The sequence below is a fragment of the Embleya scabrispora DSM 41855 genome, assembly GCF_000372745.1.
Lineage (GTDB): Bacteria > Actinomycetota > Actinomycetes > Streptomycetales > Streptomycetaceae > Embleya > Embleya scabrispora.
On record NZ_KB889685.1, the window covers coordinates 57,065 to 82,588 of the forward strand.

Annotated in this window: 19 protein-coding genes; 3 read left to right on the plus strand and 16 right to left on the minus strand. The window is 69.9% G+C overall.

Going from position 1 to position 25,524, the window contains the following annotated elements; translation table 11 throughout:
• Positions 1 to 35 precede the first annotated feature (35 nt).
• The 14 genes from arcC to pstC all read right to left on the minus strand — a co-directional run bounded on the left by arcC (position 36) and on the right by pstC (position 19,452).
• Positions 36 to 971, minus strand: a complete 936-nt coding sequence (gene arcC, locus A3IC_RS0131760) for a carbamate kinase (RefSeq protein WP_020554118.1) — start codon at positions 969 to 971, stop codon at positions 36 to 38.
• Between the two features lie 153 nt (positions 972 to 1,124).
• Positions 1,125 to 2,126: an ornithine carbamoyltransferase gene (gene argF, locus A3IC_RS0131765; protein ID WP_020554119.1), complete on the minus strand. Its 1,002-nt coding sequence runs from the start codon at positions 2,124 to 2,126 to the stop codon at positions 1,125 to 1,127.
• A gap of 130 nt (positions 2,127 to 2,256) precedes the next feature.
• On the minus strand, positions 2,257 to 3,483 hold the full coding sequence (locus tag A3IC_RS0131770) for an arginine deiminase (protein WP_026218982.1): 1,227 nt from the start codon (positions 3,481 to 3,483) through the stop codon (positions 2,257 to 2,259).
• Positions 3,484 to 3,681: 198 nt separating this feature from the next.
• Positions 3,682 to 5,121 (minus strand): APC family permease, encoded by a 1,440-nt coding sequence (locus A3IC_RS0131775; RefSeq protein ID WP_020554121.1) that lies wholly within the window; start codon positions 5,119 to 5,121, stop codon positions 3,682 to 3,684.
• Between the two features lie 274 nt (positions 5,122 to 5,395).
• On the minus strand, positions 5,396 to 7,996 hold the full coding sequence (locus tag A3IC_RS0131780; RefSeq protein WP_020554122.1) for a polynucleotide kinase-phosphatase: 2,601 nt from the start codon (positions 7,994 to 7,996) through the stop codon (positions 5,396 to 5,398).
• A complete protein-coding gene (locus A3IC_RS0131785) occupies positions 7,993 to 9,807 on the minus strand; it encodes a 3' terminal RNA ribose 2'-O-methyltransferase Hen1 (RefSeq protein WP_020554123.1) in 1,815 nt (604 codons plus the stop codon). The genes A3IC_RS0131780 and A3IC_RS0131785 overlap by 4 nt, the downstream gene beginning before the upstream one ends.
• 132 nt (positions 9,808 to 9,939) lie before the next feature.
• Positions 9,940 to 10,830 (minus strand): MerR family transcriptional regulator, encoded by an 891-nt coding sequence (locus tag A3IC_RS66925; protein WP_020554124.1) that lies wholly within the window; start codon positions 10,828 to 10,830, stop codon positions 9,940 to 9,942.
• 106 nt (positions 10,831 to 10,936) lie between these two features.
• Positions 10,937 to 11,323, minus strand: coding sequence for a YegP family protein (locus A3IC_RS0131795; protein WP_020554125.1), 387 nt, complete (start codon positions 11,321 to 11,323; stop codon positions 10,937 to 10,939).
• Entirely contained in the window at positions 11,301 to 12,017 is a 717-nt protein-coding gene (locus A3IC_RS0131800; RefSeq protein WP_245599737.1) for a phosphate ABC transporter ATP-binding protein, read from the minus strand. Before A3IC_RS0131800 ends, A3IC_RS0131795 begins: the two co-directional genes overlap by 23 nt.
• A 181-nt stretch (positions 12,018 to 12,198) precedes the next feature.
• Positions 12,199 to 13,161 carry a sortase gene (locus A3IC_RS57625; RefSeq protein WP_020554127.1) on the minus strand — a complete coding sequence of 321 codons (963 nt, stop codon included), beginning with the start codon at positions 13,159 to 13,161 and terminating at the stop codon, positions 12,199 to 12,201.
• Entirely contained in the window at positions 13,158 to 15,425 is a 2,268-nt protein-coding gene (locus A3IC_RS66930; protein WP_020554128.1) for a hypothetical protein, read from the minus strand. Before A3IC_RS66930 ends, A3IC_RS57625 begins: the two co-directional genes overlap by 4 nt.
• A gap of 181 nt (positions 15,426 to 15,606) precedes the next feature.
• The gene (pstS, locus tag A3IC_RS0131815; protein ID WP_020554129.1) at positions 15,607 to 17,205 is read right to left on the minus strand and encodes a phosphate ABC transporter substrate-binding protein PstS; all 1,599 of its coding nucleotides are present in this window, start codon (positions 17,203 to 17,205) and stop codon (positions 15,607 to 15,609) included.
• Positions 17,202 to 18,377 carry a phosphate ABC transporter permease PstA gene (pstA, locus tag A3IC_RS57630; RefSeq protein ID WP_020554130.1) on the minus strand — a complete coding sequence of 392 codons (1,176 nt, stop codon included), beginning with the start codon at positions 18,375 to 18,377 and terminating at the stop codon, positions 17,202 to 17,204. The genes pstS and pstA overlap by 4 nt, the downstream gene beginning before the upstream one ends.
• A 58-nt stretch (positions 18,378 to 18,435) precedes the next feature.
• Positions 18,436 to 19,452: a phosphate ABC transporter permease subunit PstC gene (pstC, locus tag A3IC_RS0131825; RefSeq protein WP_020554131.1), complete on the minus strand. Its 1,017-nt coding sequence runs from the start codon at positions 19,450 to 19,452 to the stop codon at positions 18,436 to 18,438.
• Between the two features lie 353 nt (positions 19,453 to 19,805).
• Between pstC and A3IC_RS0131835 the strand changes: the two genes are divergently transcribed.
• The 3 genes from A3IC_RS0131835 (at position 19,806) to A3IC_RS70245 (ending at position 23,620) form a co-directional block, all read left to right on the plus strand.
• Positions 19,806 to 20,789 carry a PstS family phosphate ABC transporter substrate-binding protein gene (locus A3IC_RS0131835; RefSeq protein WP_020554132.1) on the plus strand — a complete coding sequence of 328 codons (984 nt, stop codon included), beginning with the start codon at positions 19,806 to 19,808 and terminating at the stop codon, positions 20,787 to 20,789.
• Positions 20,790 to 21,145: 356 nt separating this feature from the next.
• Positions 21,146 to 21,916 (plus strand): hypothetical protein, encoded by a 771-nt coding sequence (locus A3IC_RS0131840; protein ID WP_020554133.1) that lies wholly within the window; start codon positions 21,146 to 21,148, stop codon positions 21,914 to 21,916.
• Between the two features lie 99 nt (positions 21,917 to 22,015).
• A complete protein-coding gene (locus tag A3IC_RS70245) occupies positions 22,016 to 23,620 on the plus strand; it encodes a hypothetical protein (protein WP_191864164.1) in 1,605 nt (534 codons plus the stop codon).
• 131 nt (positions 23,621 to 23,751) lie between these two features.
• Here the strand turns inward: A3IC_RS70245 and A3IC_RS0131850 are convergent, their stop codons facing one another.
• Together A3IC_RS0131850 and A3IC_RS0131855 are read right to left on the minus strand one after the other, a co-directional pair.
• On the minus strand, positions 23,752 to 24,675 hold the full coding sequence (locus A3IC_RS0131850; protein ID WP_020554135.1) for an LLM class F420-dependent oxidoreductase: 924 nt from the start codon (positions 24,673 to 24,675) through the stop codon (positions 23,752 to 23,754).
• Positions 24,676 to 24,813: 138 nt separating this feature from the next.
• Positions 24,814 to 25,365 (minus strand): hypothetical protein, encoded by a 552-nt coding sequence (locus A3IC_RS0131855; RefSeq protein ID WP_158696171.1) that lies wholly within the window; start codon positions 25,363 to 25,365, stop codon positions 24,814 to 24,816.
• Positions 25,366 to 25,524: the final 159 nt, after the last annotated feature.

Sequence of the window (25,524 nt, forward strand, 5' to 3'; positions counted from 1 at the left end):
CGCAGCACCGGCCCCTTCCATCGCCCGGTCGCGCCCTACAACAGGCTGGTCTCCGGGTACTTGCCGCTCGGGGTGACGATCGTCCCGGCGTTGCCCCGGAGGATCTCGGCGGCCTGGTCGAGTGCGCCGATCGCAGCCATGTCGCCGGTCATCTCGACAAAGCGGCAGATCGCGTCGACCTTGGGGCCCATCGAGCCGGCCGGGAAGTCACCGGCGCGCAGTTGCATGGGGGTGGCGTTGGTGATCTCCTGCGCGTCGGGCTGTCCGAATCCGCGGACCACTCGGGGGACGTCCGTGAGCAGCAACAACACGTCCGCGTCCAGGGCTTCGGCCAGCAGGGCCGCGGTTAGGTCCTTGTCCACCACGGCCTCGACGCCGGTGAGTTGGCCGAGTTCATTGCGCACCACCGGTACGCCGCCGCCACCCGCACACACCGCGACGGCGCCGGAGGCGAGCAGTTGCCGAATCAGGCGGGTCTCCACCACGCGGGCGGGTTTGGGTGAGGGCACCACTCGGCGCCACCACTTGCCGTCCGGCTTGACGATCCAACCGCGCTCCCTGGCCAGCCGCTTGGCCTCGTCCTCCTCGTAGACCGGGCCGACGAACTTGGTCGGGTCCTGGAAGGCGGGATCGGCGGTGGAGACGAGGGTCTGGTTGATCAGCGAGCACACCTGCCGGCCCGGCAGTGCGTTTTGCAGCGATTGGAGCAGCCAGTAGCCGATCATGCCCTGCGTCATCGCGCCCAGCACGTCGAAGGGGTAGGGCTGGCTGAGCGACTGGTCGGCGGCGGACTGGAGAGCGAGCACCCCCACCTGGGGGCCGTTGCCGTGGGTGACCACGAGTTCGTGTTCGCGAGCCAGCGGGGCCAGCGACTTGACCGCTTTTTGGATGTTGTGCAGCTGGATGTCGGCGTCGGGCTTGTCCCCGCGCTGAAGCATCGCGTTTCCGCCGAGGGCGACAACGACGCGCATGGTGGATCCCTTCGGTCCGGGCGGCGATCGCGAACGGCTACCGGCCGATCACAACGTCGCGATAGATCAGGATGAATAGGGCGTTTTGCAACCACGAACGGCCCGGGTACCGGTGGTCCGGTGCCCGGGCCGCGCCGATCCTCGTATCGTGCGCTAGTCGCCGAGCGTGGCGACCATGACGGCCTTGATCGTGTGCAGTCGGTTCTCGGCCTCGTCGAAGACGATCGAGAAGTCCGACTCGAAGACCTCGTCGGTGACCTCCAGCGCCTCCATGCCGGTCTTCTCGAAGATGTCCTGGCCGACCTTGGTGTTGCGGTCGTGGAACGCCGGGAGACAGTGCATGAACTTGACCTTGGGGTTGCCGGTCGCCTTCACCACGTCCATGTTGACCTGATATGACTTGAGTTGCGCGATCCGGGTGTCCCACACCTCCTTGGGCTCGCCCATGGACACCCACACGTCGGTGTAGAGGAAGTCCACGCCCTTGACGCCTTCCGCGACGTCGACGGTGTGGGTGATCCGGGCGCCGGTCGCGACCGCGATCTCCTTGGCCTTGTCGACGATCTCCGGGGCGTTCCACAACTCCTTCGGCGCGACCATGCGTACGTCCATGCCCAGCAGCGCGGCGGTGATCAGCAACGAGTTGCCCATGTTGTTGCGGGCGTCGCCGAGGTAGGCGAACGAGACGTGGTGCAGCGGCTTGTCGGAGTGTTCGCGCATGGTGAGCATGTCCGCGAGCATCTGGGTGGGGTGCCACTCGTCGGTCAGGCCGTTCCACACGGGCACGCCCGCGTACTTGCCGAGTTCCTCGACGTACTCCTGCTTGCTGCCGCGGTACTCGATGCCGTCGTACATCCGCCCGAGCACACGCGCGGTGTCCTTCATCGATTCCTTGTGCCCGATCTGCGAGCCGCCCGGGTCGAGGTAGGTCACGCCTGCGCCCTGGTCGTACGCGGCGACCTCGAACGCGCACCGGGTGCGGGTGGAGGTCTTCTCGAAGATCAGCGCGATGTTCTTGCCGACGAGGCGCTTTCGCTCGATGCCCGCGTACTTGGCGGCCTTCAGGTCCGCGGCGAGGTCGAGCAGGTGGTTGAACTCCTTGGGGGTGAAGTCCAATTCCTTGAGGAAGTTGCGGTGACGCAGATTGAAGGCCATGGCTCCAGGCTTCTCTTCGGACGGGATCGAAAGGTCGACGAAACGGTCGGGCCGGACGTCGCACGACGAATCGCACAACGCATCGCTCGCGGGCTCGGACGACGATCACACGGATCGGCAAACCGCCAGGTTAGACGGCCTCGCGCTCCACCGGACAGCTCATGCAGCGCGGCCCGCCACGACCGCGACCGAGTTCGCTGCCGCGGATGGTGACCACTTCGATGCCGTTCTTGCGCAGGTAGGTGTTCGTGGTCACGTTGCGCTCGTAGGCGAAGACCACACCGGGCTCCACCGCCAGCACGTTGCAGCCGTCGTCCCACTGCTCGCGCTCGGCGGAGCGCACGTCCTGGGTCGCGGCCAGGACCCGGATGTCGGACAGATCCAGGGCGCTCGCGATCGCCTTGTGCATGTCGTGGGCCGGGTGGTCGGTGACCTTGAGCTCCTTCTCGTGCTCGCCCGGTTCGATCGTGTACGACGGCAGCATGCCCATGCCGGCGTACTTGGTGAACGTCTCGCCGTCGAGCATCGTCATCACCGTGTCGAGGTGCATGAAGGCGCGCTTCTTCGGCATGTTCAGCGCGACCACCTTCGTCGCGGAACCGTGCTTGAACAGCGAGCGGGCCAGCGCCTCGACGCCCTGCGGGGTGGTCCGCTCGCTCATCCCGACCAGGACGGCGCCGTTGCCGATGACCAGGACGTCGCCGCCCTCCATCGAGGCCGGGAAGCTGCTCTGGCCCGGGTTCCATACGTTGAAGTCACCCTTGGCGAAGTTCGGGTGGTAGTTGTAGATCGCCTCGAAGTGCACGGTCTCGCGGCGGCGGGCGGGCATCATCATCGCGTTCACCGCGACGCCGTCGTAGACCCAGCACGAGGTGTCCCGGGTGAAGATGTGGTTGGGCAGCGGCTTGAGCACGAAGTCGTCCACGTCCATGGTGTGGAACGCGACGCTGTGCGGCTCCTGCATGTACTCGAGGACTTCACGCTTGGTGATGCCGCCGACCAGGTAGCGGACCAGTTCATTGGCGTCGAAGCCCTCGAACAGCACGCGCAGTTCGTCCACCGCCAGCAGGCCGAACTCGCGCTCGTCGAAGACCCGGTCCAGGACCATCTTCTTGGCGGCCGGCTCGCCGGAGAGCGTCTCGCGCAGCAGGTCGGTGAACAGGTGGACACGAATGCCGCGATCGCGCAGCGCGTCCGCGAAGCCGTCGTGCTCCTCGCGGGCCCGCTTGACCCACAGCACGTCGTCGAACAGGAGCTCGTCCTTGTTCGTCGGGGTCAGCCGCTTCATCTCCAGATCCGGGCGGTGCAGGATCACCTGCTTGAGACGACCGGTCTCCGACTCGACGTGGAACCCCATGGAATGGTCCTCCTGACCGTTGCTGACTGCGGTGTGCTTTCCGGCCATCGGGACCGGGCCTGGTTGCGGCGGTGGTTTCGGTGCTGGTTCGCTGGTGGATTTCGGTTCCGGCTCGGTGCCGCTCGCGTTTTCGCTTGCGTCTGCGAATGGTCTTTCCGGTTCCGAGGGGTACGACGCGCGCCGGGAGCGCGCGCCGCGCTAATCGCGCATGTCCACGGTGACGTCCTCGTCCTCGACGTACGTCGCCTCCTTGCCGCCGGGACCGTATTCGCCGCGCGACGCCTTGACCCAGATGTAGACGGGGATGCCGAGCAGCAGCATGATCAGGCTCTTGAGCACCGCGTCCGAACCCGCGCCGTAGACCATCCACAGGGTGAACAGGAAGCCCACCCCGGCGATGGTGAGGTCCTTGGCCAACGCCGCACGGCTGACCGGGCGCTCGCGGGTGACCAGCCAGAACAGCTGCGCCGACGCGGAGAACAGGTATGGGATCACGGTGGTGACGGTGGCCAGCAGCAGGATCGTCTCGAAGGCGTCCTCGGACCACAGGTAGTTCACCGCGACCACGACCGAGGTCAAGACCGTGGCGACCCAGATGCCGAAGGCGGGCACGCCCGCCCGATTGACCGAGGCGAACGGCGCCGGGAACATGCCGTCCTTGGCCGCCGCGTAGGGCATCTCCGCGCACAACATGGTCCAGCCGTTGAGCGCGCCGATGCCCGAGACGATCGCCATCGCGGCCATGATGCCGCCCCAGACGCCACCGCCGAACATGTTGTTCAGCGCGTCGGAGAACGGGGCCGAGGAGTCGACGAGTTGTGCATGCGGGACGGTGCCCATCACCGCGATCGTGCTGAGCATGTACACGGCGGCGCAGGCGAGCGTGCCGTAGATCGAGGCCCTGCCGATGTTGCGTTCGGGATCCTTGACCTTCTCGGCGGCCACCGACGCGGCCTCGATACCCGAGTAGGCGAACACCACCAGCGCCGCGGAGACCTGGAGTGCGCCCAGGAAGCTCTTGCCGCTCGCGTTGAACTCGCCGAAGTTGCCACTGTCGACGAAGAACAGCCCGACGATGGCCACGAACATCAGCGGAACGAACTTGAGCACGGTGGTCACGACCTGGAACAGGCCCATGTTCTTGACCCCGGACAGGTTGATCAGGGCCGGGATCCACAGGCCGACCAGGGCGATCGCGATCTTGCCGGGCTTGGAGTCCCAGTGCAGGAAGTAGTTCACGTAGCCGACCCAGGCCACCGCGATACCGGCGTTGCCGGCCCAGGCGGTGATCCAAAACGACCACGCGTTCAAGAATCCGGGGAATTCTCCGAACGCCTCGCGGGCGTAGGCGTAGGGGCCGCCGGCCGCCGGGACGCGTGCGCCCAACCTGCCGAAGATCGCCGCGATCGCCAGGGCGCCGACGGTGACCAGGCCGAAGGCGAGGATGCTGATCGTGCCGTATTTGGCGAGGGTGGCCGGCAACAGGAAGATCCCGGTGCCCACGACGCCACCGACCACGAGCGCGGTCGCCTGTGGAAGGCCGAGGGCGCCCTGCGAGGCGTCGCCGGCAGCGGGTTCGGCCGCAGGTTCGGCCGCGGGTGGCGCCGCCGGGGCCTGGGGATCCACCGCGTGGCTCATCGCTGCTCCTCCGTGTGTCGGGGGGATCCGGCGCCGAGTGTTCGGCTCCGTTTTCCACCACATGGGGATCCTGCACCCGGAGTCGGGCGCTGACCTCCGACACAGGTCACGACCTGCGACGACGCTCGGACCGATGGACCCGGGACCTTCGACCCGGTTCGATCGACACAGGACACTGAAGCGACATACCCGCAAGTTTCCGGCAATCACGCACACAAGGGCGGCATCCGCGCCGGCACGGATACCGCCCTTGCTGCGAACAGGTGACGCAGCCTCAGAGCCTGGAGTCCACCGGCTCCGACTCCAGCGCGAGGACGGCGAAAACCGTCTCGTGCACGCGCCACAGCGCCTCGCCGGCCGCCAACCTGTCCAACGCCTCGGTACCCAGTGCGTGCTCGCGCAGCGCCATCGAGCGTTTGTGCCCCAGCCCACGATTGCGCAGCCGTTCCAGGTTCACCGGTTCGGTGTAGTCGGCGCCGTAGATGATCCGCAGGTATTCCGGCCCACGGCACTTGACCCCCGGCTGCACCCGCCGGTTCGCCACCCGCGCGGCCTCGCCGGCGAGCGGCTTGACCACCATGCCCTCACCGCCGGCGGCGGTCAGCTCGGTCCACCACTCGACGCCGGCCGCGACCTGCTTGTCGTCGGTGACGTCCACGATCAGCCGGCCGGTGGATGCGAGCAGCCCGGAGGGGTCGGCCGCAACGAGTCGGTCGGCGAGCGCGAGATGCCATGCGTGGTCGTGACCCAGGTAGGACCCGCCGCGCCCGGCGAGCACCTGGAACGGCGCGAAGCGCAATCCCGTGAGCCCTTCGGTCTCCCAGCAGTACCGGCCGTACGCGTCCACGAAGGCGTGCGCGTTGGCCTCACGGCCGCTGATGCGCTCGGCCAACGCGCCGACGTCGATCCCGCGTTCGAGTGCACGCGACAGCGCGGCGCCGGCGACCGGCAGGGCGGAGGTCGCAGCCGCACCCACCGACGCGTACTGCTGCCGCAGCAGTTCCTGCGCCTTGGCCGACCACGGCATCAGCTCTGCGTCGAACAGCAACCAGTCGGTGTCCAATTCGGCCCACAAACCCGCAGCGTCGATCGCCGCGCGCAGCCGCTCCAGGAAGCCGTCGGTGGTGGCCCGGTCGGGGAAGAAGCCGCGCCCGGTGCGGGTCCACACCGCGCCCGCGCCCATGCCCTCGTCCACGCCGAACGCCTCGCGTGCGGCGGCCTCGTCCCGGCACACCAGGGCGACCGCACGCGAGCCCATGTGCTTCTCCTCGCAGATCACCTCGGTGACCCCGTCCGCGCGGAACTGCGCGAACGCCTCGGCCGGATGTTCGAGCAGCCCCGGCAGCGTGCTGGTCGCGCACGGCGCCATCGTCGGCGGCAGGTAGACCAGCCAGCGCGGGTCGATGGCGAACCGGCTCATCACCTCCAGGGCTGCCGCCGCGTTCTCCTGACGTACCGTCACCATGCCCGCGCCGGCCGTCTCGATGTGCCGGCGACCGACCCCGCCGGGGCTCAGGTCGAGCACGTCGCCCAGGTCGAGGGTGCGCCCGTCCCGACCGCCCGGAGCCTGCGAGGCCATCGGCCGCACCGGCTCGTACCAGACCTGTTCGGCCTGGACCGCGACCAGTTCGCGCTCCGGCCAGCGCAGCGCGGTCAGGTCGCCGCCGAACACCGCGCCGGTATCCAGGCAAATCGTGTTGTTCACCCACACGGCGCGCGGCGTGGGCGTGTGGCCATAGACCACCGTCGCCTTGCCCCGGTACTCGTCGGCCCAGGGGTAGCGCACGGGCAGGCCGTATTCGTCGGTCTCGCCGGTGGTGTCGCCGTACAGGGCGAAACTGCGCACTCGCCCGGACATCCGACCGTGGTACTTCTCCGGCAACCCCGCGTGGCACACCACGAGCCTGCCCTCGTCGAGCAGGTAGTGGCTGACCAGGGACTCACAGAACTCGACCACCTCGCGGCGGAATTCCTCGCTCTCCCGTGCCAATTGTTCGAGCGACTCGGCGAGTCCGTGGGTGGTCTTGACCTGCCGGCCCTTGAGCGCGCGCACCAGCTTGTTCTCGTGGTTGCCCGGCACGCACAGCGCGTGGCCGGCTCCGACCATGCCCATCACCAGGCGCAGTACACCCGGGGTGTCCGGTCCGCGGTCGACCAGGTCGCCGACGAATACGGCGGTCCGGCCTTCGGGGTGTGCGGCGTCGACCGGTCGCCCCGCCTCGTCGCGGGCGATCCCGTAACCGAGTTCGACCAGCAGCGATTCCAACTCGGCGCGGCAGCCGTGGATGTCGCCGATCACGTCGAACGGGCCGGTCAGGTGCCGCAGGTCGTTGTATCGGCGCTCGTACACGACCTCGGCGCGTGCGACCTCGTCCACGCCGGAGAGCACATGCACCTTGCGGAAGCCCTCGCGTTGCAGGCCACGCAGCGATCGGCGCAGGTCCCGGTGCTGACGCTGGATCACCTGCGGAGGCAGGTGCATCCGGTCCGGGCGCGCGGAGTTGCGTGCCTGGCATTCGGCCTCGGGGATGTCGAGCACGATCGCGACCGGGAACACGTCGTGGTCGCGGGCGACCTTGACCAGTTGCGCGCGGGCCTCGCGTTGCACGTTGGTCGCGTCCACCACGGTCAGCCGGCCGGACGCGAGGCGCATCCGGGCGACGTGGTGGAGCAGTTCGAACGCGTCGCTGGAGGCCGACTGGTCGTTCTCGTCGTCGGCGACCAGTCCGCGGAAGTAGTCGGAGGACAGCACCTGGGTGTGCTTGAAGTGGGTGCGGGCGAAGGTCGACTTGCCCGCGCCGGTGGTGCCGATCAGGACCACCAGGCACAGGTCGGGCATGGTCAATGCGCGGCGGGCGCTCGCGTCGTGGGTCATGCCGTTGCTCCGGTGCCTTCGTCGTTGGCGGTGGGGGTGAGTGCGAGTGCGGGTGTGTCACGGGCATGTGGGATGCCGGCGACGTCGGTCTCGGTACGGGTGAACACGACCATCTGGGTCGAGGGGCCGACCTCGGGGTCGATCTCGCCGACCGGTTCGAATCGGGTCGCGTAGCCGTACTTGGCCGCCGCCCGCTCGGCCCAAGCGCGAAACGTGGCGCGGTCCCATTCGAAGCGGTGGTCGCCATGCCGCATGGCGCCGGCCGCGAGGCCCTCGCCGCCCTCTTCCTCGGGGGCGTAGCGCACGTTGTACTCGACGTTGGGCGTGGTGACCACGACGGTCGCCGGCCGAGCCGAGCCCAGGACGGCGTATTCCAGGGCGGGCAGGCGCGGTTCGTCCAGGTGCTCGATCACCTCGCACAGCACGGCCGCGTCGTAGCCGACGAGCCGCTTGTCGGTGTAGGTCAGTGCACCCTGGATCAGCCGCACGCGATCGCGCTGCCGCTCCGACATCCTGGCGAGCTTGAGCTTGCGCTCGGCGATGGTGAGCGCGCGGGTGGATACGTCGACGCCGACGATCTCGCGAAAGCGCGGCTCCCTGAGCAGCGCCCCGATCAACTTGCCGTCGCCGCAGCCCAGGTCGAGCACGCGCTCGGCCCCGGCCGCCCGCAGGGCCGCCAGGATCGCGTCCCGCCGCTGCCTGGCGAGCGTCGGGGGACGCTCGTCCGCACCTGCGCCCTCGCCGGCGACCCCCACGTCGCCGGTCGCCGGCGCATTCGCGAGGACCGCGATCGCAGGCACGGCGGCCGTAGGCACAGCCGCGACGCCCGCAGGCGCGACGCCCTCGGTCGCCACCGCCCCCACCACACTCACCGGCCCCACACCCGCGAGCACACCCGCAGCCGCAGGCGTCACCTCCACCCCGGCGTCCGCACCCTCCGGTGGCACACCTGAGACCACGCCTGCGACCGCAACCGCGACCGCACCCGAGTCCTCGCCTGCCTCCGCGTCCTCGCCGGCGTCGTCCGGTATCGCGTTGTCCAGGTTCTCCGGCGCGGTCTCGTCGACCTCGGCGAGGCGCTCCATCGCGCTGCGGGTGAGGGTGGGGCGGCGCGAGAGGTAGCGGCTCGCGATCAGGTCGCGGTCCGGGTGCGCGGACAGCCAGCCCTCGCCGGCGCGGAGCAGCTTGTCCACCTCGTCGGGCGCGACCCAGTAGTGCTTCGCGTTGTCCAGGACCGGGAGCAGCACATACAACTGCCGCAGCGCGTCCGCGAGCAGCACCGTGCCGCTCAACGCGAGCCGCACATAGCGCGATTCACCCCACGTCGGGAAGCGCGAGTCCAGCGGAATCGACTCGATCGCCACGTGGCATCCCAGCGGCTCGAACAGCCGCCGGACCATCTCCTCGCCACCGCGCGCGGGCAGCGCGGGCACCTCGATCTCCAACGGCATGGGCAGCGCCGCAAGTTCGGGGCGCGCGTCGCAGCGCCCCTGCATCGCGGTGCGAAAGACCGTGCCGAGCGCAACCGCGAGCAGCGACGACGCGGCGTAGGGCCGGTCGTTGACGTACTGCGCGAGCGCCAGGTCGGGCGAGCCCTTGGCGCCCTTGCCCCGCTTGACCCCGCGCGTGAGCGCGATCGGGTCGACGTCGAGCAGCAGCGCCGCGGTGCAGCGCGCGTCGTTTGCCTCGGGGTAGAAGACGTGTGCTTCGCCGTAGGTCGTGGAGAACCGTTGCGCCTTCCCGGGGTGCTTGTGCAGCAGGAAGCCGAGGTCGGTTGCGGGCTGATGAGTGGTTGCGATGGTCAGGAACACCAGGCCGATTATGTGCCAGGCACCCGGTCACCGACGATCGCTTTTCACCGGTGCGCACCCCTCGGCACGGCCTCGGCCGCGTACACCGCCGGGCCCTTCGACACGTCCCCCGACACGCCTGCGGCCGCGCCCTCACTCGGCGACGTCGACGGACAGTTCCACCACCGTACGGCTCGCGCTCCCGGGGGCGCCCGCGACCTCTCGCGGGCAGTGCTGCCGCACGGTGCCCAGGTCGATCGACAACTCCTGCTCGGCGGCCGCCCGCACGAGCGCGGTGAACGCCGGATGCACGGCGGTGTCGTCGTCGGGGTCGTCGTCGGTGACCACGTGGTCGGTGGTCAGTTCGCGACCGGCCTCGCGCGTGCCGGTGATCGTCCGTCGTCCGGGCACGGACCAGCCCTCGGGTAGGGGTGCGGCGAGCGGCACGCACAGCCCGACCTCGGTACCGGCGTCGTCCGCGGGTCGCCCCAGGTCCAGCCAGAACGCCCCGGTGGGCGCGATGCCGTCCGCGTGCAGGCTCGCGTACAGGTCCAGTAGGGCAGCCTCGATCGCGGCATCCACGTCCACCACCGCGTCGCCGGGCCCCGCGGTCGCCGCGTCCGCGCCCGCGCCCGCGCCCGCAGGCAGCACCACGTACTCGACCACGCCGACCCACGCCCGAGGCGGGGTCGGGCGCAGGCGCACGTCGTAGTCGAACCCCCCGCCCGCGAGTACTCGCTCCGCCGCCGCGAGGGCTCGATCCTCGCGCGCCCGTTCGACCGAAACCGCCTCGCGTCGCGCACGCAGCGCCTCGTGCGCGGAGCCGCCATCACTCATCGCGCCGCGGATCGCCGCGAGCGGTACACCGGCCGCGCGCAGCGCGCGGACCAGGCCCGCCTGTTCGAGTTGGCCGACCGTATAGCGGCGGTAGCGCGTATGCGGGTCCACGTCCGCGGGCACCAGCACGCCCTGTTCGTCGTACCAGCGCAGCGCCTTGACGGTCAGGCCCGTGGCGCGGGCGAAGTCTCCGATGCCGAGGAACATCCTCATCACCTCCGATCAACCACGGTGCCCTCTCCCGTAACGGGAGAGTCCACTGCGGGGGCGCGCCGCCACGATCGTCACGATCGCGGCGGGCGCGCGGCCCGGGTCACCAGTCGTCGGGCTCGGTGACGGTCAGCAGGCGGACGAATCTCTCGTAGGACACCTGGCAGCTCTCCAGGCGCTCGTAGGTGCGGGCCGACAGGGCGACGGGGGCGCTGGGTTCGAGAGCCACGCTCCAGAACCAGCCCGGCGCACCCGTGGCCCGCCCGATGACGGGCACGAGGTCGGCCACCCGGCGACGTAGCCGGTCCAGTTCGATACGGCAGGCCCCCGCCGTGACATGGCCCCGAGCGGACCGCGCGAGCACGCGGCCGTTCGGGGCGATGAGCCGCCACCGCACGTGCTGCTCGGCGTCCAGGTGGACGTCGTAGCGCGCGTGCCGTTCCGGCGTACCGTCCGGGGCCCGCGACTCATCCGAAGCGACCGGCGACATAGTCGGCCGTCCGAGGGTCGCGGGGAGCGCCGAAGATCGCGGTGGTGGGTCCGGCCTCGACGATGTGGCCGGGGGTGTTCTCCGCCGCGAGGAAGAACGCGCAGTGGTCGGACACGCGTTGGGCCTGCTGCATGTTGTGCGTGACGATCACGATGGTGATGTCCTCGCGCAGCTCGCCGATGGTGTCCTCGATCCGTCGGGTGGACGTCGGGTCGAGTGCCGAACACGGCTCGTCCATGAGCAGCACGTCCGGGTCGACCGCGAGCGAGCGGGCGATGCAGAGACGTTGCTGCTGGCCTCCGGACAGCGCGCCGCCGGGTTGCCTGAGCCGATTTCTCACCTCCATCCACAGGCCGGCCCGCACCAGGGAGGACTCCACCACGGCGTCCTTGTCGGCGTTGCGCACGCCGGTCAGCTTCAGGCCGGCGACCACGTTGTCGTAGATGGACATCGCCGGGAACGGGTTGGGCTTTTGGAAGACCATTCCGACCCGTCGCCGGGTCTCGATCGGACGACGGGTGGAGTCGTAGATGTCCTCGCCGTCGAGCAGGACCCGGCCCGCGAGTTGCGCGCTGGGCACGAGTTCGTGCATCCGGTTGAGGATGCGCAGGAAGGTGGACTTGCCACAACCGGACGGCCCGATCAGGGCCGTGACGGAGTTGGCCGCCATCACGAGGTCGACACGTTCGAGCACCTTGTGGGTGCCGAACCAGGCGCTGACGGCCTCCGCGGTGAGCGTCGAGCCGCGCCCACCGGCGGATTGAGCCGGTAAAGGCTGGGTCTCGGCTGCGGGGGCGAGAGTCGTCGCACCGCTGTCCGGGCTGGTCACGTGCGGAGCCTCCGGGGTGTGGAGTGGGACGGGACGAGAGCCGGCGTCAGAGCGTCGCCGGGAGTACGCGAGCGGCGGATTCGTACAGTGCCCACACGACGGCGAGCACGACCGGGGTGCCGAGCAGGAGCGTGACTCGGCGATCGGGGTGACGGCGCAGCACCCAGACCAGGACGACGAGTACGAGCGTGAACGCCTGCGCCCACAGCAGCAGTCGCACGCCGGCGTCCGCGTAGCCGCCGGTGCCCTTCTCGTCCGCGCGTAGACCTTGCGGGCGGCGACCCTCCTGGGCCTTGGGGGCTCCCTGAAGCTCGGCGATGACGACGGTGCGGCCCCCGGGTCGGATCCACGAGTCGGCGGTGATCAGCACGAGTCGGTTCTCCCGGCCGGGCGCGAGCACGTCGTCCTTGCCGTTGGCGACGTGCCGGCGCTCGACCACCTTGTAGGTGAACTCGCCCTGCTGGGTGGTGGCTTCGATGCGTTGGCCGACACGCAGTCGGGAGAGGTCGCGAAAGGGGCCGCCGTAGGTGTGCGCGCGGCCCATGATCACGCTGTGTCCGCCCTGGCCGGGCAGGCCGCTGGTGCGCAGGTGTCCGGGTCCCTTGGCGAGCGAGTCCGCGGTGGTGCCCTCGACCACGACCTGGCGTACGCCGATCGCGGGGATACGCAGCATCGCGACCGGATTGCCCTTGTCGATGTCGCCGCCGAGCGGGCCGACGTCGCGGTAGAGCTCATCGGAGAGCCGGTCGGCCAGGATGCTCTGGTCGCGGGCCTGTTGGATGTCGGAGACCACGTACAAATAGCCGACGAAGCCCGCGATGAGCAGTGCGAGCAGTGCGACCGAGGCGCCGGCGATCGTGTACGGGTCCGCGCGCTCCGCCTGGGGCTTGGCCGCGATTGCGGGCGGTTGTCCGCCGGCGCCTGCGGGTGCGCTCGCGGGCGCCTGTTCGGTCGCGGGCGCGGTCGCCGGCGCGGTCGCGGGCACCTTGGAGACGGTGTCGGCGGTCATGCGGCGGCCCCCTGGCGACCGATCAGGCGCACCACGGCGGCCACCGGTGGCGGCCAGTTGCCGGTGCGGCGCTTGTGTCCGAGCGAGAGCAGTACCGGGCAGGCGATCAGCGCGGCCCCGCTCACGCACATCAGGACCAGCAGCACGAGCGCGGACGGGTCGCCGTCGAGCGCGTCCTTGATCACGTTGGCGACCGAGGGGAACGGGCCCTTGTCGGTGGGCGGCGGGGCGGCCGCGCCGACGGGGGCGGTGGAGGGTGCGGTCGAGGGCGCCGCGGTGGGGGTGCCGCCGGGGTCGGCCGTGTCCGGGGTGTTCGGTCCGCCGTTGCCGGCGCTCGCACCGGCCGAGTTGCCGGTGTTGTTGCCCTGGTCGACGGGCGCGGTGGTGGGCGGCGGCGTTTCGCCGGTCCACTTGGGCGCGTCGGCGATCTTCTTGCGGGCGTCGGTGATCTGTTGCTTCTGCGCGTCGCTGAGCGGGATGTAGCCGGGCGGCAGCGCGCCGGGCTGGAAGCTACCGGTCTGCACCTGGCCGGCCGTCGCCGCGTAGGCGAGGAAGGTGTCGATCTTGGCCGCCTTGGCCGCGGTGAGCTTGTCCGTGGAGACCATCGCCACGTTGGTGACGGTGAGCGGGTAGGCGTTCGCGACCGTGCTGCGGAAGTCGTTGGCCAGGGTCACCCCGTCCGGGCCCGGCGTGGCGGCGGCGAGGCCGGCTCGCACGGTCGCGGGGTCGGTCGGGTCGACGAAGTTGCCCGCCGCGTTGCGGATCTTGGCCACCGGGGTGCCCATGCGCGTGGCCGCCTCGACCGAGGTGATCGCCATGACGTTGTGATAGCCGTACTTGTCCTGGCCGTCGTCCTTCGGGCCGACTTCGGTGATGCTGCGGTTGGTCGGTACCGAGTTGCCCAGCCGGTTGACGATGTCCTCGTACACCGACTGCGGCACGTTCGTGTTGGCGAGCATCTCCAGTCGGTTGGTGTACACCGCCATGGGGTAGGTCGCGGAGCCGACCCGCCACTCGGCGGGACACACGATGCCGTTGGCGTCCGGCGTGCCGGAGAGCCAGGTGAGGGTCTCCGGGTCGGAGGTCAGCCATTGGGTCAGCGCCCAGATGGTGTCGTCCTGGACTCCCCGCAGGATCGGGGTGCGCACGGCGACCGGCCACGAGTGCTCTTCGTTGATGGCCGTGAACTCCGGATCCTGGGACAACTGCAGGATCGCGCCGGGACCGTGCGGCGCTGCCGGGTATGCCCCGGTGATCAGCTTCGCGACCAGGCGCGGGGTCAATTTCATCGATGTGATGGGCAGGTGCGTTCGGACGTCGTCGATGTTGAACGAGAACGCCAATGCGCCGTTGGTCAGCGGCGCGTACACCGTCTTCGCCTTGTCCCGGATACCCGCCAGCGGCACCGGACGCGCGCTGTCGAGGGGGCCGGCGATGGGCTGTTGGGTCACCCCGACGTCGACACTGTTGTTGAGGAAGACCTCGCGCGCACTGGGGCCGGAGCCCGCGCTCACCGTCATGTTGACGGTGTTGGTCCGGGCGGTGCACAGCCCGAACACCCAGGAGGAACCCGCCTGGGTGAACTCGCCGGCCCCGTTGACCGAAAGGTCGGGGTGCTCCATGCCGGGGCACGCGTCGGGTGCGGGCACGAAGGACAACGGCGTGAGCGCGTACTGACCGGCGGCGAAGGCCATCGCCATCTCGGTGTCCTTGGGACCGTACGACAGGCCCAACTCCACGTTCTCCAACGGCTTGAACGAGGAGACCGTGCTTGCCTCGGCCGGCGTCACGAATACCACGATCGAGCACACCTGGCGGTCGGAGCAGCCGAGTTCGGGCAGCCGCAGCGCCGGCCGTACCTGGATCCACGCCTGCCCGGATCCGTCGGCGGCGGTGGGCAGTCCGGTCTGCTTGGTGGAGGCTCCCGGCGGTACCGAGTCGGGTTGCTTGACCTCTTCGCCGTTCTCGGTCCAGCGCGGCGCCCAGCAGTCGCGAGGCTGAGGCGAGGTGCCCTTGCACTGCATCACCACGACGCTGTTGGTACCGGCGGCCAGGGTGAAGCCGGTCCACTTGACCAGGATGCGCTGGTTGACCAGGTTGGTGCTCTGCGACACCGTCACGGCCGGGCGACTCGGTTCGGCCGCGCCGGCGGAGCCGGCGACCACACCGAGCCAGCCCGCGAGCAGCGCGACGCACAGCGCGATGACACCGGCGACGGACAGGGCGCGTCCCTGCGAGGCGGTGGATCGTTCGGTGCCGCTCACGGCAACTCCACTTCTCTCACCCGCGTCCGGGGTCGACTCACCCCGACGAGGGCGACCCGCGCCGATCCTCGCGCGGCGCGGCGGTACCGGGGGAGCGGAAACCGACACGGTGTTCGAAAGTTCGTCTGCGCCGCACGGACCGGACATCTCCCGGCCACTCGACTCGGCCACGTCACGCGATTCAGCGCACATCGGGCCCACGCCCTCGACCGATGCGGCTGTACAGGAACGGCGCGCCGAACACGGCGGCCGCCAGGCACACCAGGGTCAGCGCGTAGAACCACACCGGCGGCAGCGGCGGCGAGTCGCCTGCTTCCACCGATCCTGCGCTGACCGGTCCGGCGGGGCCGGACTTGTCGCCGCCGACCACGACTTCGCCGGTGCCCTGGTCCACAGTGGCGCCGGCGCCGTCCGGGCCCTGGGTGGCGGGGCCGGAAGCGACCGGCGTTTCACCGGGCTTGGGCGTGTTGCCACCGTTGCCGTTGTTGTTCTGGTTGTTCGTGCCACCACCGGGAGCGTTTTGCTGGGGCTGCTGTTGCTGCTGCTTTTGCTCCGGCGGCACCCAGGCCGGGTCGAAGGTCGGGTTCGGGCAGGCGTCGTACTCCGCCTTGGTCGGCTTGGTCAGGTTCGCCGGCAGCGCGCCGGGGTCGGGTGCGCCGGGGATCGACTTGATCGCGTCGTAGCCGAAGCCGACCAGCTTGGGCGGCAGCGGCGAGTAGCCCAGTTCCGGGGCCCGGGCCTGCCCGGCGCACAGGAAGTACTTGATGAACTTGCCCAGCGTCTCGCCCTTGGCCTCGTCGAAGCCGAACTGCTTGGCGGCGGGCACGATCATGTAGCTGTAGCTGGAGATCGGGTAGGCGCGCCGATCGGGGTTGGTGTAGACGTCGTCCAGGATCTGCGTACTGTCCTGGTTGAGCCGGGCCTTGGTGAGCGCGACCGACACCGCGTCGGAGGTGGGCTGGGTGTACACGCCCGCGGTGTTCTTGACCGAGGCCACCGGGAACTGGCGTTGGATGGCGTAGGCGGTCTCGACGTAGGTGATGCCGCCCTCGCCGTAGCCGGCGGCGACGTAGTTGGCCACGCCCTCGGACCCGGCCTGCGCCTTGGTCGCGCCCTTGACCGGGAACTCCGAGGTCATGCCGCCGGGGAAGAACGGTCGCCAGATGTCGTTGACCTGGTTGGTGAGGAATGCGGTGAACTGCGCGGTGGTGCCCGACCCGTCGGAGCGCACGACCGGTGTGATGGGGGTCGCCGGCAGGGCCAGCGCCGGGTTGTCGTCCTTGATCGCCTTGTCGTTCCACACCCTGATCTGGTTGGTGAAGATGCCGGCGATGGTGCGCGGCGACAGTTGCAGGTTGCGCACCTGTTGGCCGCGGATCTTGAGGTTGTACATGAACGAGGTGCCGCCGGCGACGATCGGCAGGTACTTGAACCTGGTGTTCGAGCCCGCCAGGGCGGCGAGTTCGTTGGTCGAGGCACCGGTGCGGTCGACGTAGTTGCCCTGGAAGGGAATCTCCGAGACGGCGAAGTCGACCAGGTGGTGCATGAAGTCGGTGCGTCCGGCGGTGGAGCCGTTGGGGGTGTAGTCGATAGCCAGGCCGCGGGCGGCGACGTCGACCGCCCATTGCATGGTCGCGGGCGCACTCCACGTCGAGCCGCTGCCGTGGATTCCGGTTGCGGCCGAGGCGGTGCCGGTCGGCAGGGCGAGCAGCGGGACACTGAGCAGGCAGGCGATCGCCAGTCGTAGCAAGAGCGCGGGGCGGCGCTTGATCTGGGTCATGAAGTGGGCTCCGGGGTGAGGGACTTGGCGACGGCGGTGGCACGCCGACGCTTGCGACGACCGGACTCGCCGGGGGCGCGCCCGCCGATCAGGCGCGCGAGGGTGAACAACACGAGGACGATCAACAGCAGGGCCACGCCGGCGCCCCACGCGAGGGAGTTGAGCTCGTCGCTGGGCGACTTGTAGTTCACCCAGATGAAGTACGGCAGCGAGTTCTGCACACCGCTGAACGGGTTCCAGTTCATCCCGGCGCTGCCGCCCGCGACCAGCAGTACGGGTGCGGTCTCGCCGACCACGCGGGCGCAGCCGAGGATGACGGCGGTGACCAGGCCGCTGCGGGCGGTGGGCAGTACGACGTTCCACAGCGTGCGGAACTCGCCCGCGCCCAGCGCCAGCGACGCCTCGCGCAGGCCGTTGGGCACCAGGCGCAGCACCACCTCGGTGGCGCGCGTGACCACCGGCATCATCTCCACCGAAAGCGCCAGGCCCGCGGCCAGGCCGCAGAAGCCCTGGCCGAGCGAGATGACGAAGAAGGCGTAGACGAACAGGCCCGCGACCACCGAGGGAATCGCGGTCATCGCCTCGACCACCACCCGCACCACCCCGGCGAACCGGCCGCCGACCTCGTTCATGTAGATCGCGGCGATCACCCCGAGGGGGACGCTCAACACGATCGCGATGCCCATTTGTTCGAACGTGCCGACTACGGCGTGCGCGGCGCCGACCGCGACCCCGTCGGCGCTCAGCGCGCTGAAGTGCCGCTGGGTCGCGGTGAAGAAGTCGGCGTGCAACATCCGGCCGAAGCCCTTGACGAAGACGTAGCCGATGACGGTGGCCACCGTGCCGACCATCAGGGCCGCGCCGGTGGAGATCACCGCGCCGGCGACGCGGTCGCTGGCGGCGACCCGGTCCAGGCGCATGCGGGTGGCGATCGCGTACAGCAGCAGGAAGCTCGCGTAGGCGGTGATCAGGTAGCCCTGCCAGCCGGAGACCGGCAGGATGCGCCCGTACAGCACCCACGCGAAGCTCGCGCCGGCGACCGCCGCGCCGAGCGCGACGCCGATGTCGTCGGGGGCCACGCGGCGCAGCGCCACGCGGGTTTCCTCCGGTGGTCGCGGCGCGGGCGGCGGCGCGTCGGGTCCGGGCCGAACGATCGGCTCGGTGACGGTCATCGTCGTGGATCCCCTCGGTGGTGGGTCTGGTGGGGCCGGCGGCGCTGTGTGTCCTGGTTCAGATCTCGGTGGACTTGCCGCTGCGCGAGCGCGCGACAAGGACGCCGGCGACGGTGTTGACGGCGAGGGTGAGCACGAACAGCGCGAGGCCGGCGGCCATCAGCGCGGAGATCGACTCGGTGTCGGCCTCGCCGTACTTCAAGACGATCAGCGAGGAGATCGTCGAGCCTTGGCCGTCGAGGATGCGGAACGAGAAGTCGGTGTTGAAGGAGATGATCATCGCGACGGCGATGGTCTCGCCCAGGGCTCGGCCCAGGCCGAGCATGATGCCGCCGATCATGCCGCCGCGTCCGAACGGCAGGACCACCGCGCGGATCACCCCCCAGCGGGTGGCGCCGAGCGCGAGCGCTCCCTCCTTCTCGCCGGGCGGCGCCTGGCCGAACACTTCGCGGCTGACCGAGCAGCAGATCGGGATGACCATGGTGGACACCACGACGCCGGAGATGAACAGCGAGGAGCTGAACTGGCTGTCCACGAAGCGGGCCTTCACGTCGATCGTGCGGATCTCGAAGATCGGCAGGAAGTCCAGGTTGACGGCCAACCACCGGCTGACCGGGATCAGTTGGGGCTGCAGCACGAAGAAGCCGAAGATGCCGTAGATGATGCTGGGCACCGCCGCCATCAGGTCCACGGTCGAGGTGAGCAGGCCGCGCAGGCGCCGGGGGGCGAACTCGGTGATGTACAGGGCCGCGGTGAGTGCGATCGGTACGGCGACGACGAGCGCGACGATGGCCACCAGGATGGTGCCGGTGAGCAGGCCGCGAACACCGAAGGTGCCGCTCTTGGGCTCCCACACGTCCTCGGTCAAAAATCCCCACCCGGCCCGGTCGAGCGCGCTGCTGCCCTGGTAGAGCAGGTAGCCGCCGATCGCGACGAGCAGTCCCAGGACCAGGATCGCCACGCCGCGCGTGGTCCAGCGGAACGCGTGGTCGGCCCTGGTCCGACGGACCACGATCCGCCGGGGCGAATCGATGAACTCCGGCGATTCGGGTGCGAACACGGGCGGATGTGCCATGGCTGTCGGCTCCTGAAGGCGGGTGGCGAACCGACCTGACCGTTCGTCATGTCGCCCGGCGATCAAGCCGGATACCCCTCGCCTGGAGACAACCAGAGCGCAGCCCCTCGGCAACTGTCCGCTACGGAAACAGCCGGTGCCGAGGGTGTACGGCAGGCGTCGTAACCGTGCCGTACGGGTTCCGGTGTATCCGGTTTCCGTTACAGGTGCGGCCCGTTCGCGTCGGCGCCTCGCCCGGCCCGGTCCCGTTTCCCTGCCGGACATCCCACGACGATCAAGCCGCCGGCAGCGTTGTCGGCGTCGGCCACTGCGGTCGACGGCCAGCAAATGCCAAGAGAGAGTTGAGACTTCCCATGTCCAGCGTCTTCAGCATGCGCAAGACCGCCACCGTACTGGGCACCGTCGGCGCCGCCATGGCCCTCGTCGTCGGCGCCAACGCCTCGGCGAACGCGAACACCTACGTCAACGCCGGCTCGGACACCCTCCAGAACGTCACCAAGGCGCTGTCGACGGAATACGCGAACAACGTCGATCCCAACGGCAACAACTGGATCACAGTGAACGCCGGTGTCGCCGCCGGTGGCGTCAACACGGGCAAGCCCGCGTGCAACACGCAGTACGGCTCGACCGCCAACCCGTGGCCGAACGGCTCCGGCGCCGGCATCAACGCGCTGCTCGCCGAGCGCGCCGGCACCAGCGCCAACTGCCTGAGCTTCGTGCGCTCCTCGCGCGGCCCGAAGGCCGGCACCCCCGAGGCCACGCTGACCTTCGTCCGGGTCGCCGGCGACGCCGTCACCTGGGCCACCAAGAAGCCCGGTGCGCCGACCAACCTGACCCAGGCTCAGCTGCAGAACATCTACAAGTGCACGATCACCGACTGGAACCAGATCAACTCCAGCCTGTCGGGCACGATCGAGAAGCACATCCCGCAGGCCGGTTCCGGCACCCGCCAGGAGTTCATCGACAAGGTGCTCGGCTTCGACCCGACCGCCGCCTCCAACGGCGCGTGCGCCGCGACGGTCAACCAGAACGCGCAGGAGAACCGCGGCGACGCGCCGCAGATCCTCAGCAACAACGCGATCATCCCCTACTCGCAGGCCGCGTACGGCGAGCAGACCACCCCCGCGTCGGGCGTGGCCAACCACACCGGTGGCTTCACCACCCGCAGCATCGGCGGCCTGGCGCCCAACGCCGGCGGCTTCGTCGGCAACCGTTCGGTCTACTACGTCTACGACCCGCTGGACACCGAGAGCGACGTCGACGCGCTCGGCTTCATCAACTGGGCCAAGGACCCGGCGCAGCGCCCGATCTGGGCCACCTTCGGCTTCGTCGCCTAGTCGACGCCCGAGCCGAACCGCACCACGTGATCAGTGGCGGGCCGTCCCGGTCGGGGGACGAGGGACGGCCCGTCCCCTCACGAAAGGACGCGATGAGAATCGCGTTCACGAAGCAATCGGATTTCGGCGCGGCTCCCGATCAGGGCCACCTTCGGGTCGAGTCCCCATCGGCGCCGGACCAAGACGCTCCGGTTCGCGGATCCACGCTCCGATGCCTCCTCGAACCGTCGTTCATTTCCCGGTGGCGGATCGCTCATCCATCCGCCACCGCGAACCCCTGACGTTTCCCTCGCGGATGCCCAACGGGCCGCCGCGTGCTGTTTGGCTCGATCCCACTGACCCCGGAAGGGCATTTCATGAAGCTCCGTCGTCTGCTCGCGCTCACGGTCGCGGTTCCGGCCGCGCTGGCGATCGCCGCCGTGCCCGCCATCGCGACCGACAGCGGTTCCTCCTCGGCCGCCGCGACCGCCACGGGCACGGTGAAGGTGAGCCCGCTGTACGGTCCGGCCGACAGCACCGGCAAGGCGACCGCCCGTGCGAGCGTGCCGTGCGGCCCGGAAGCGACCGCGTTCCGGTTCGTGGTGCGCTCGCCCGACGCCATCGACCGCGTCTTCGGCGGTTCCTTCCTGGGTACGCCGCTGGCCGCCGACCATGTCGCGGACTCCTCGGTCGTCGGTCCGCGGGCGCTGTTCCCGATCGGTTCCGAGACGCAGGAGGGTGTGGCGCACAAGCTCGTCACCCAGTGCTACACGACCGTGGACGATGTCCTGACGATCACCGAGCCCGCGTCGGTCGACGTGAAGATCAACAACGGTGTGTGGTCCACGCTTTCGCCCGAGGTCCGCGCGCTGCCGACCAAGATCGGCGCGCTGCGCTTCGGTCTGGTCCTGTTCCGCGGCTTCGCGCCCGGTGAGCACGTGGACGGCGCCGTGCGCGCCGCCGACGGCACCAGCACTCCCGTCTCGCTCCAGCCGCAGATTGCCCCCGACGGCACCTGGGGTGGCGCGCTGCTGACGCTCCCGGCCACCGTCGCCGACGGTTCCTACACGCTCGTGCTCTCGGGCACGAACTCGAAGGCGACCTCCTCGGTCGCGATCACCCTCGACTCGTCCCGCCTGTGGTGGTGACGCGGCGTCGGTGACCACGCCTTGGGCCGCCGGGATTCATCCCGGTGGCCCACTTGCGATCCGTCCCCGTTTCCTTTACTTCTCAACGGAGTTGACCTGATGAGCCTAAGACTCGCGCGCGTGTTGGCATCGTGCGGAGCCGGGCTGCTCGTGCTGTCGGCGCTGCCGACCATCGCGGCGGCCGCCGACGGGGGCTCGCCCGCGCCGACGATCATCGTCGACCCGGGCACCGGTACCAGCGCCACCCTCGTGACGTTGAAGGCCACCGCGCCGTGCCCGCAACCGGCCACCAACTTCCGCTGGGTCGTATCCGGCGGCACCTTGACCACGCCGCGGTTGATCGGCGGATCCCTGGGCGATCCGCTGCCCGAGGACCGGATCCCGGTTCGGCCCGCGGAGATCCGGCTCTTCTTGGGGAGCACGGTGTTGACCGGCACGTTCAAGCTGGCTTCGGAGTGCCTGGACAACGCGGGACTCGTGCTGAACGAACTCGCGTCGATCGACATCACGACGGCCGACGGCCCCGACGGCAGGACGTGGACCGCGGTCGCTCCACCGACCACGCCGCCGACCACCGACCCGCCGACCACTCCCCCGACCACCCCGCCCACGACACCACCCACGACCCCGCCGACCACCCCGCCGACCGGAAACGACGAGACGCTGGTGGTCACGCCCGACACGGGGCCGATGGACCAGAAGATCACCCTCGCTTCCTCGAAGGCGTGCCCCTCGACGGCGACCAAGTTCCTGTTCTGGATGAAGTCCCCGGGGAGCGACGCGGAGGAGCGCCTCGGCGGGTTCACTCCACCGGCCTTGCCTACGGACCGTAAGCCCGTACTCACGAACAAGCGCATCTTCCAGATCGAGTCTCCGCAGAACGGCAACTACCACGTTCGCGCCCAGTGCCTCGACGACAGCGGGACCGTGCTGGTCGAAGACCTCGCGCGCGTCGACCTGTTCGCGACCAACGGCACCTGGAAGGTCGTCGAGCGGGTCATCCCCTCCGGGCGCTTCGACGACACCGTGTCGATCCCGGATGCGGTCCCGGTCAGTGTCCACCTGAGCCTGAACGGTTTCCCGGCCAAGGAGGACTTCACGGCCGTCATCACGAAGCAGGGCGACGCCGCCTTCCCGTCCACGGAACTGTTGAAGGACAAGACGAGCGACAAGGGCGACTTCGTCGCCAATCAGGCGATCTTCCCCCGAGACGCGGCACCGTGGGTCGACGGGAACTACGTGCTGACCGTCACCGCGACTCCCTCCGGTACGAAGGTGGAACTTCCGTTCACACTTCGGCGAGTCCGCGCCGGGGCGACCAACGGTTCGAGCGCCGGCACGACGACCGGCACGACGGCCGGAACCACCGCCGGTACGACAGCGGGCACCACGACCGGCACCACCACCGGGTCGACCGCAGGGGACACCGCCGGCACCACCACCGGCACCACTACCGGGACGACCACGGGCACCACGACCGGCACCGCCTCCGGCACCTCCGCCGGAAGCGGTAACGGCGGTGGCGGCGGTGGCCTCGCGCACACCGGTGCCCTGCTGGATCCGCGGTTGCTGGGCACCGCCGGTGGCACGCTCCTGCTGATCGGCGGCGTCATGTGGTACCGCGCACGCGGCACCCGCAGCGCGCTGCTCGCCGGCAGCGGCACCTTCGGCACGGACGACGGGGACACTCCGGCGACCGTCTGACGACGAGGGAACACTCTCGACGACCGCCCGCCGTAGCACCGGGGCGGTGGGGTGAAAGAGGGGCTCTGTCGCAGCGCACGGGCTGCGACAGGGCCCTTTCCCGCGTCCCGGACGGTGCTGGGCCCGTCGGCTCAGCCGAGCTGGGACATCACCTCCGAGGCGATCAGCTCCAAGTGGTCCAGGTCGTGCAGGTCCAGGACCTGGAAGTAGATCCGAGACGAGCCGACCTCGGCGAACCGGCCGATCTTGTCGACCACTTCGGCAGGCGAACCGGCCAGGCCGTTCTCCTTGAGTTCGGCTGTTTCGCGGCCGATCACCTCGGCGCGCCGGGCCACCTCGGCGTCGTCCTTGCCCACGCAGGCCACGAGCGCGTTCGAAAAGACCATGTCCTGGGTCTTGCGGCCGTGCTCGACGAGCGCGTCGCGTACACGGTCGAACTGCTGCGCGCTCGTCTGCACCGATCCGAACGGGACGTTGAACTCGTTCGCGAAGCGCGCGGCCAGCGCCGGCGTGCGCTTGGCGCCGAAGCCGCCGATCAGGATCGGCGGGTGCGGACGCTGCGCGGGCTTGGGCAGTGCCGGCGAGTCGGCCAGCGAGTAGTAGCGCCCGTCGTAGTGGAAGGTGTCGCCGACCGGGGTGTCCCAAAGGCCGGTCAGGATGTCCAGTTGTTCCTCGAGCCGGCCGAACTTCTCGCGCGGGAACGGAATCCCGTAGGCGGTGTGCTCCTGCTCGAACCAGCCCGCGCCGATGCCCAGTTCGACCCGACCACCGGACATCGCGTCGACCTGCGCGACCTGGATCGCGAGCACGCCCGGCAACCGGAACGTCGCCGCCGTCATCAGCGTGCCCAGCCGGATGCGCTTGGTCTCCCGGGCCAATCCGGCGAGGGTTATCCACGCGTCGGTGGGACCGGGCAGGCCGTCGCCGCCCATGTGCAGATAGTGGTCCGAGCGGAAGAAGGCCCCGAAGCCGAGGTCTTCGGTGGCTCTGGCCACGCTCAGGAGCGTGTCGTAGGTCGCGCCCTGCTGGGGTTCGGTGAAGATACGGAGATCCATACGCCCATCCTCTCCCGGAGACGAACGTCACGCGGGCCCCGAGCGCCCGCACCACGCCGGGCGCGACCGCACGCGCCGCACCGGCGCCGGTCGGGCCGGCCCCGAGGGAGCGGATCGAGCGCACCGCCCGGGACTCGATCACGCGAGCCGTGCCGGAAAGGGCACCACGTGTGCCGCGGCGCGGCGCCGGCGCGGTGGGATCGCCGGGGCGTGCCGATGCGGTCGGCCCGACCATGTCGCGGTCTCCTCGGCCGCGCGCAGCCGAACCAGGTTGCGAAAGACGATCGCCCACGCCGCCGCGCAGGCCCGGCGCTCGGCGGGCCTCAATCGGGCCCAGTCCCCGCAGGGGTTGTCCGCCACCCCCTGTCGGGCCAGCAGGGTGAGCAACCTGGCCGCCCGTCCGAGCACCCGGGCCGCGCCCGCGATCGGCACGCCGGCCGGATCCCCGCCCGGCAGCGGAACGACCGTGGTGCTCTCGGGGCCCACGATCCGGCCGACGATCTCCCGCGCGTCCCCGAGTTCGTCGGCGACCCGACACAGGCAGCCGCCTCGGTCCGGCTTGCCGCTCCACGCGTGCACCACCTCCTGCACGGTGTGCAGCGCGAGTGCGACGGCGGCCAGCGCGCGTGGCGTGGAATCGACGGTGGCCAGCTCGTCGTCCAGTTCGGCGAACGTCTCGATGGTGTGCATGGTCGCTCCCTCGTGCAGTGCTTGTCCGGCCGCCCGGAGTCCGTCCGGTGTGTTCACGACGTCCCCAGATTGCGCCCGAGAGTCGGACGAATCGCCCGCTGTCGAACAATCTGTGGACAACCAAGCGGATTTTGGCGGCGTTTCACTCGTCGGGGTGAC

Excerpts from the sequence above, each read along its gene's own strand:
- argF (WP_020554119.1), bottom strand. The coding sequence starts at position 2,126 with ATGGCCTTCAATCTGCGTCACCGCAACTTCCTCAAGGAATTGGACTTC.
- A3IC_RS0131795 (WP_020554125.1), bottom strand. The coding sequence starts at position 11,323 with ATGTCGCCGGTCGCTTCGGATGAGTCGCGGGCCCCGGACGGTACGCCG.
- arcC (WP_020554118.1), bottom strand. The coding sequence starts at position 971 with ATGCGCGTCGTTGTCGCCCTCGGCGGAAACGCGATGCTTCAGCGCGGG.
- pstA (WP_020554130.1), bottom strand. The coding sequence starts at position 18,377 with ATGACCGTCACCGAGCCGATCGTTCGGCCCGGACCCGACGCGCCGCCG.
- A3IC_RS70245 (WP_191864164.1), top strand. The coding sequence starts at position 22,016 with ATGAGCCTAAGACTCGCGCGCGTGTTGGCATCGTGCGGAGCCGGGCTG.
- A3IC_RS66925 (WP_020554124.1), bottom strand. The coding sequence starts at position 10,830 with ATGTTCCTCGGCATCGGAGACTTCGCCCGCGCCACGGGCCTGACCGTC.
- A3IC_RS0131775 (WP_020554121.1), bottom strand. The coding sequence starts at position 5,121 with ATGAGCCACGCGGTGGATCCCCAGGCCCCGGCGGCGCCACCCGCGGCC.
- pstS (WP_020554129.1), bottom strand. The coding sequence starts at position 17,205 with ATGACCCAGATCAAGCGCCGCCCCGCGCTCTTGCTACGACTGGCGATC.
- A3IC_RS0131780 (WP_020554122.1), bottom strand. The coding sequence starts at position 7,996 with ATGACCCACGACGCGAGCGCCCGCCGCGCATTGACCATGCCCGACCTG.
- pstC (WP_020554131.1), bottom strand. The coding sequence starts at position 19,452 with ATGGCACATCCGCCCGTGTTCGCACCCGAATCGCCGGAGTTCATCGAT.
- A3IC_RS0131855 (WP_158696171.1), bottom strand. The coding sequence starts at position 25,365 with ATGCACACCATCGAGACGTTCGCCGAACTGGACGACGAGCTGGCCACC.
- A3IC_RS0131840 (WP_020554133.1), top strand. The coding sequence starts at position 21,146 with ATGAAGCTCCGTCGTCTGCTCGCGCTCACGGTCGCGGTTCCGGCCGCG.
- A3IC_RS57625 (WP_020554127.1), bottom strand. The coding sequence starts at position 13,161 with ATGACCGCCGACACCGTCTCCAAGGTGCCCGCGACCGCGCCGGCGACC.
- A3IC_RS0131850 (WP_020554135.1), bottom strand. The coding sequence starts at position 24,675 with ATGGATCTCCGTATCTTCACCGAACCCCAGCAGGGCGCGACCTACGAC.
- A3IC_RS0131770 (WP_026218982.1), bottom strand. The coding sequence starts at position 3,483 with ATGGGGTTCCACGTCGAGTCGGAGACCGGTCGTCTCAAGCAGGTGATC.
- A3IC_RS0131835 (WP_020554132.1), top strand. The coding sequence starts at position 19,806 with ATGTCCAGCGTCTTCAGCATGCGCAAGACCGCCACCGTACTGGGCACC.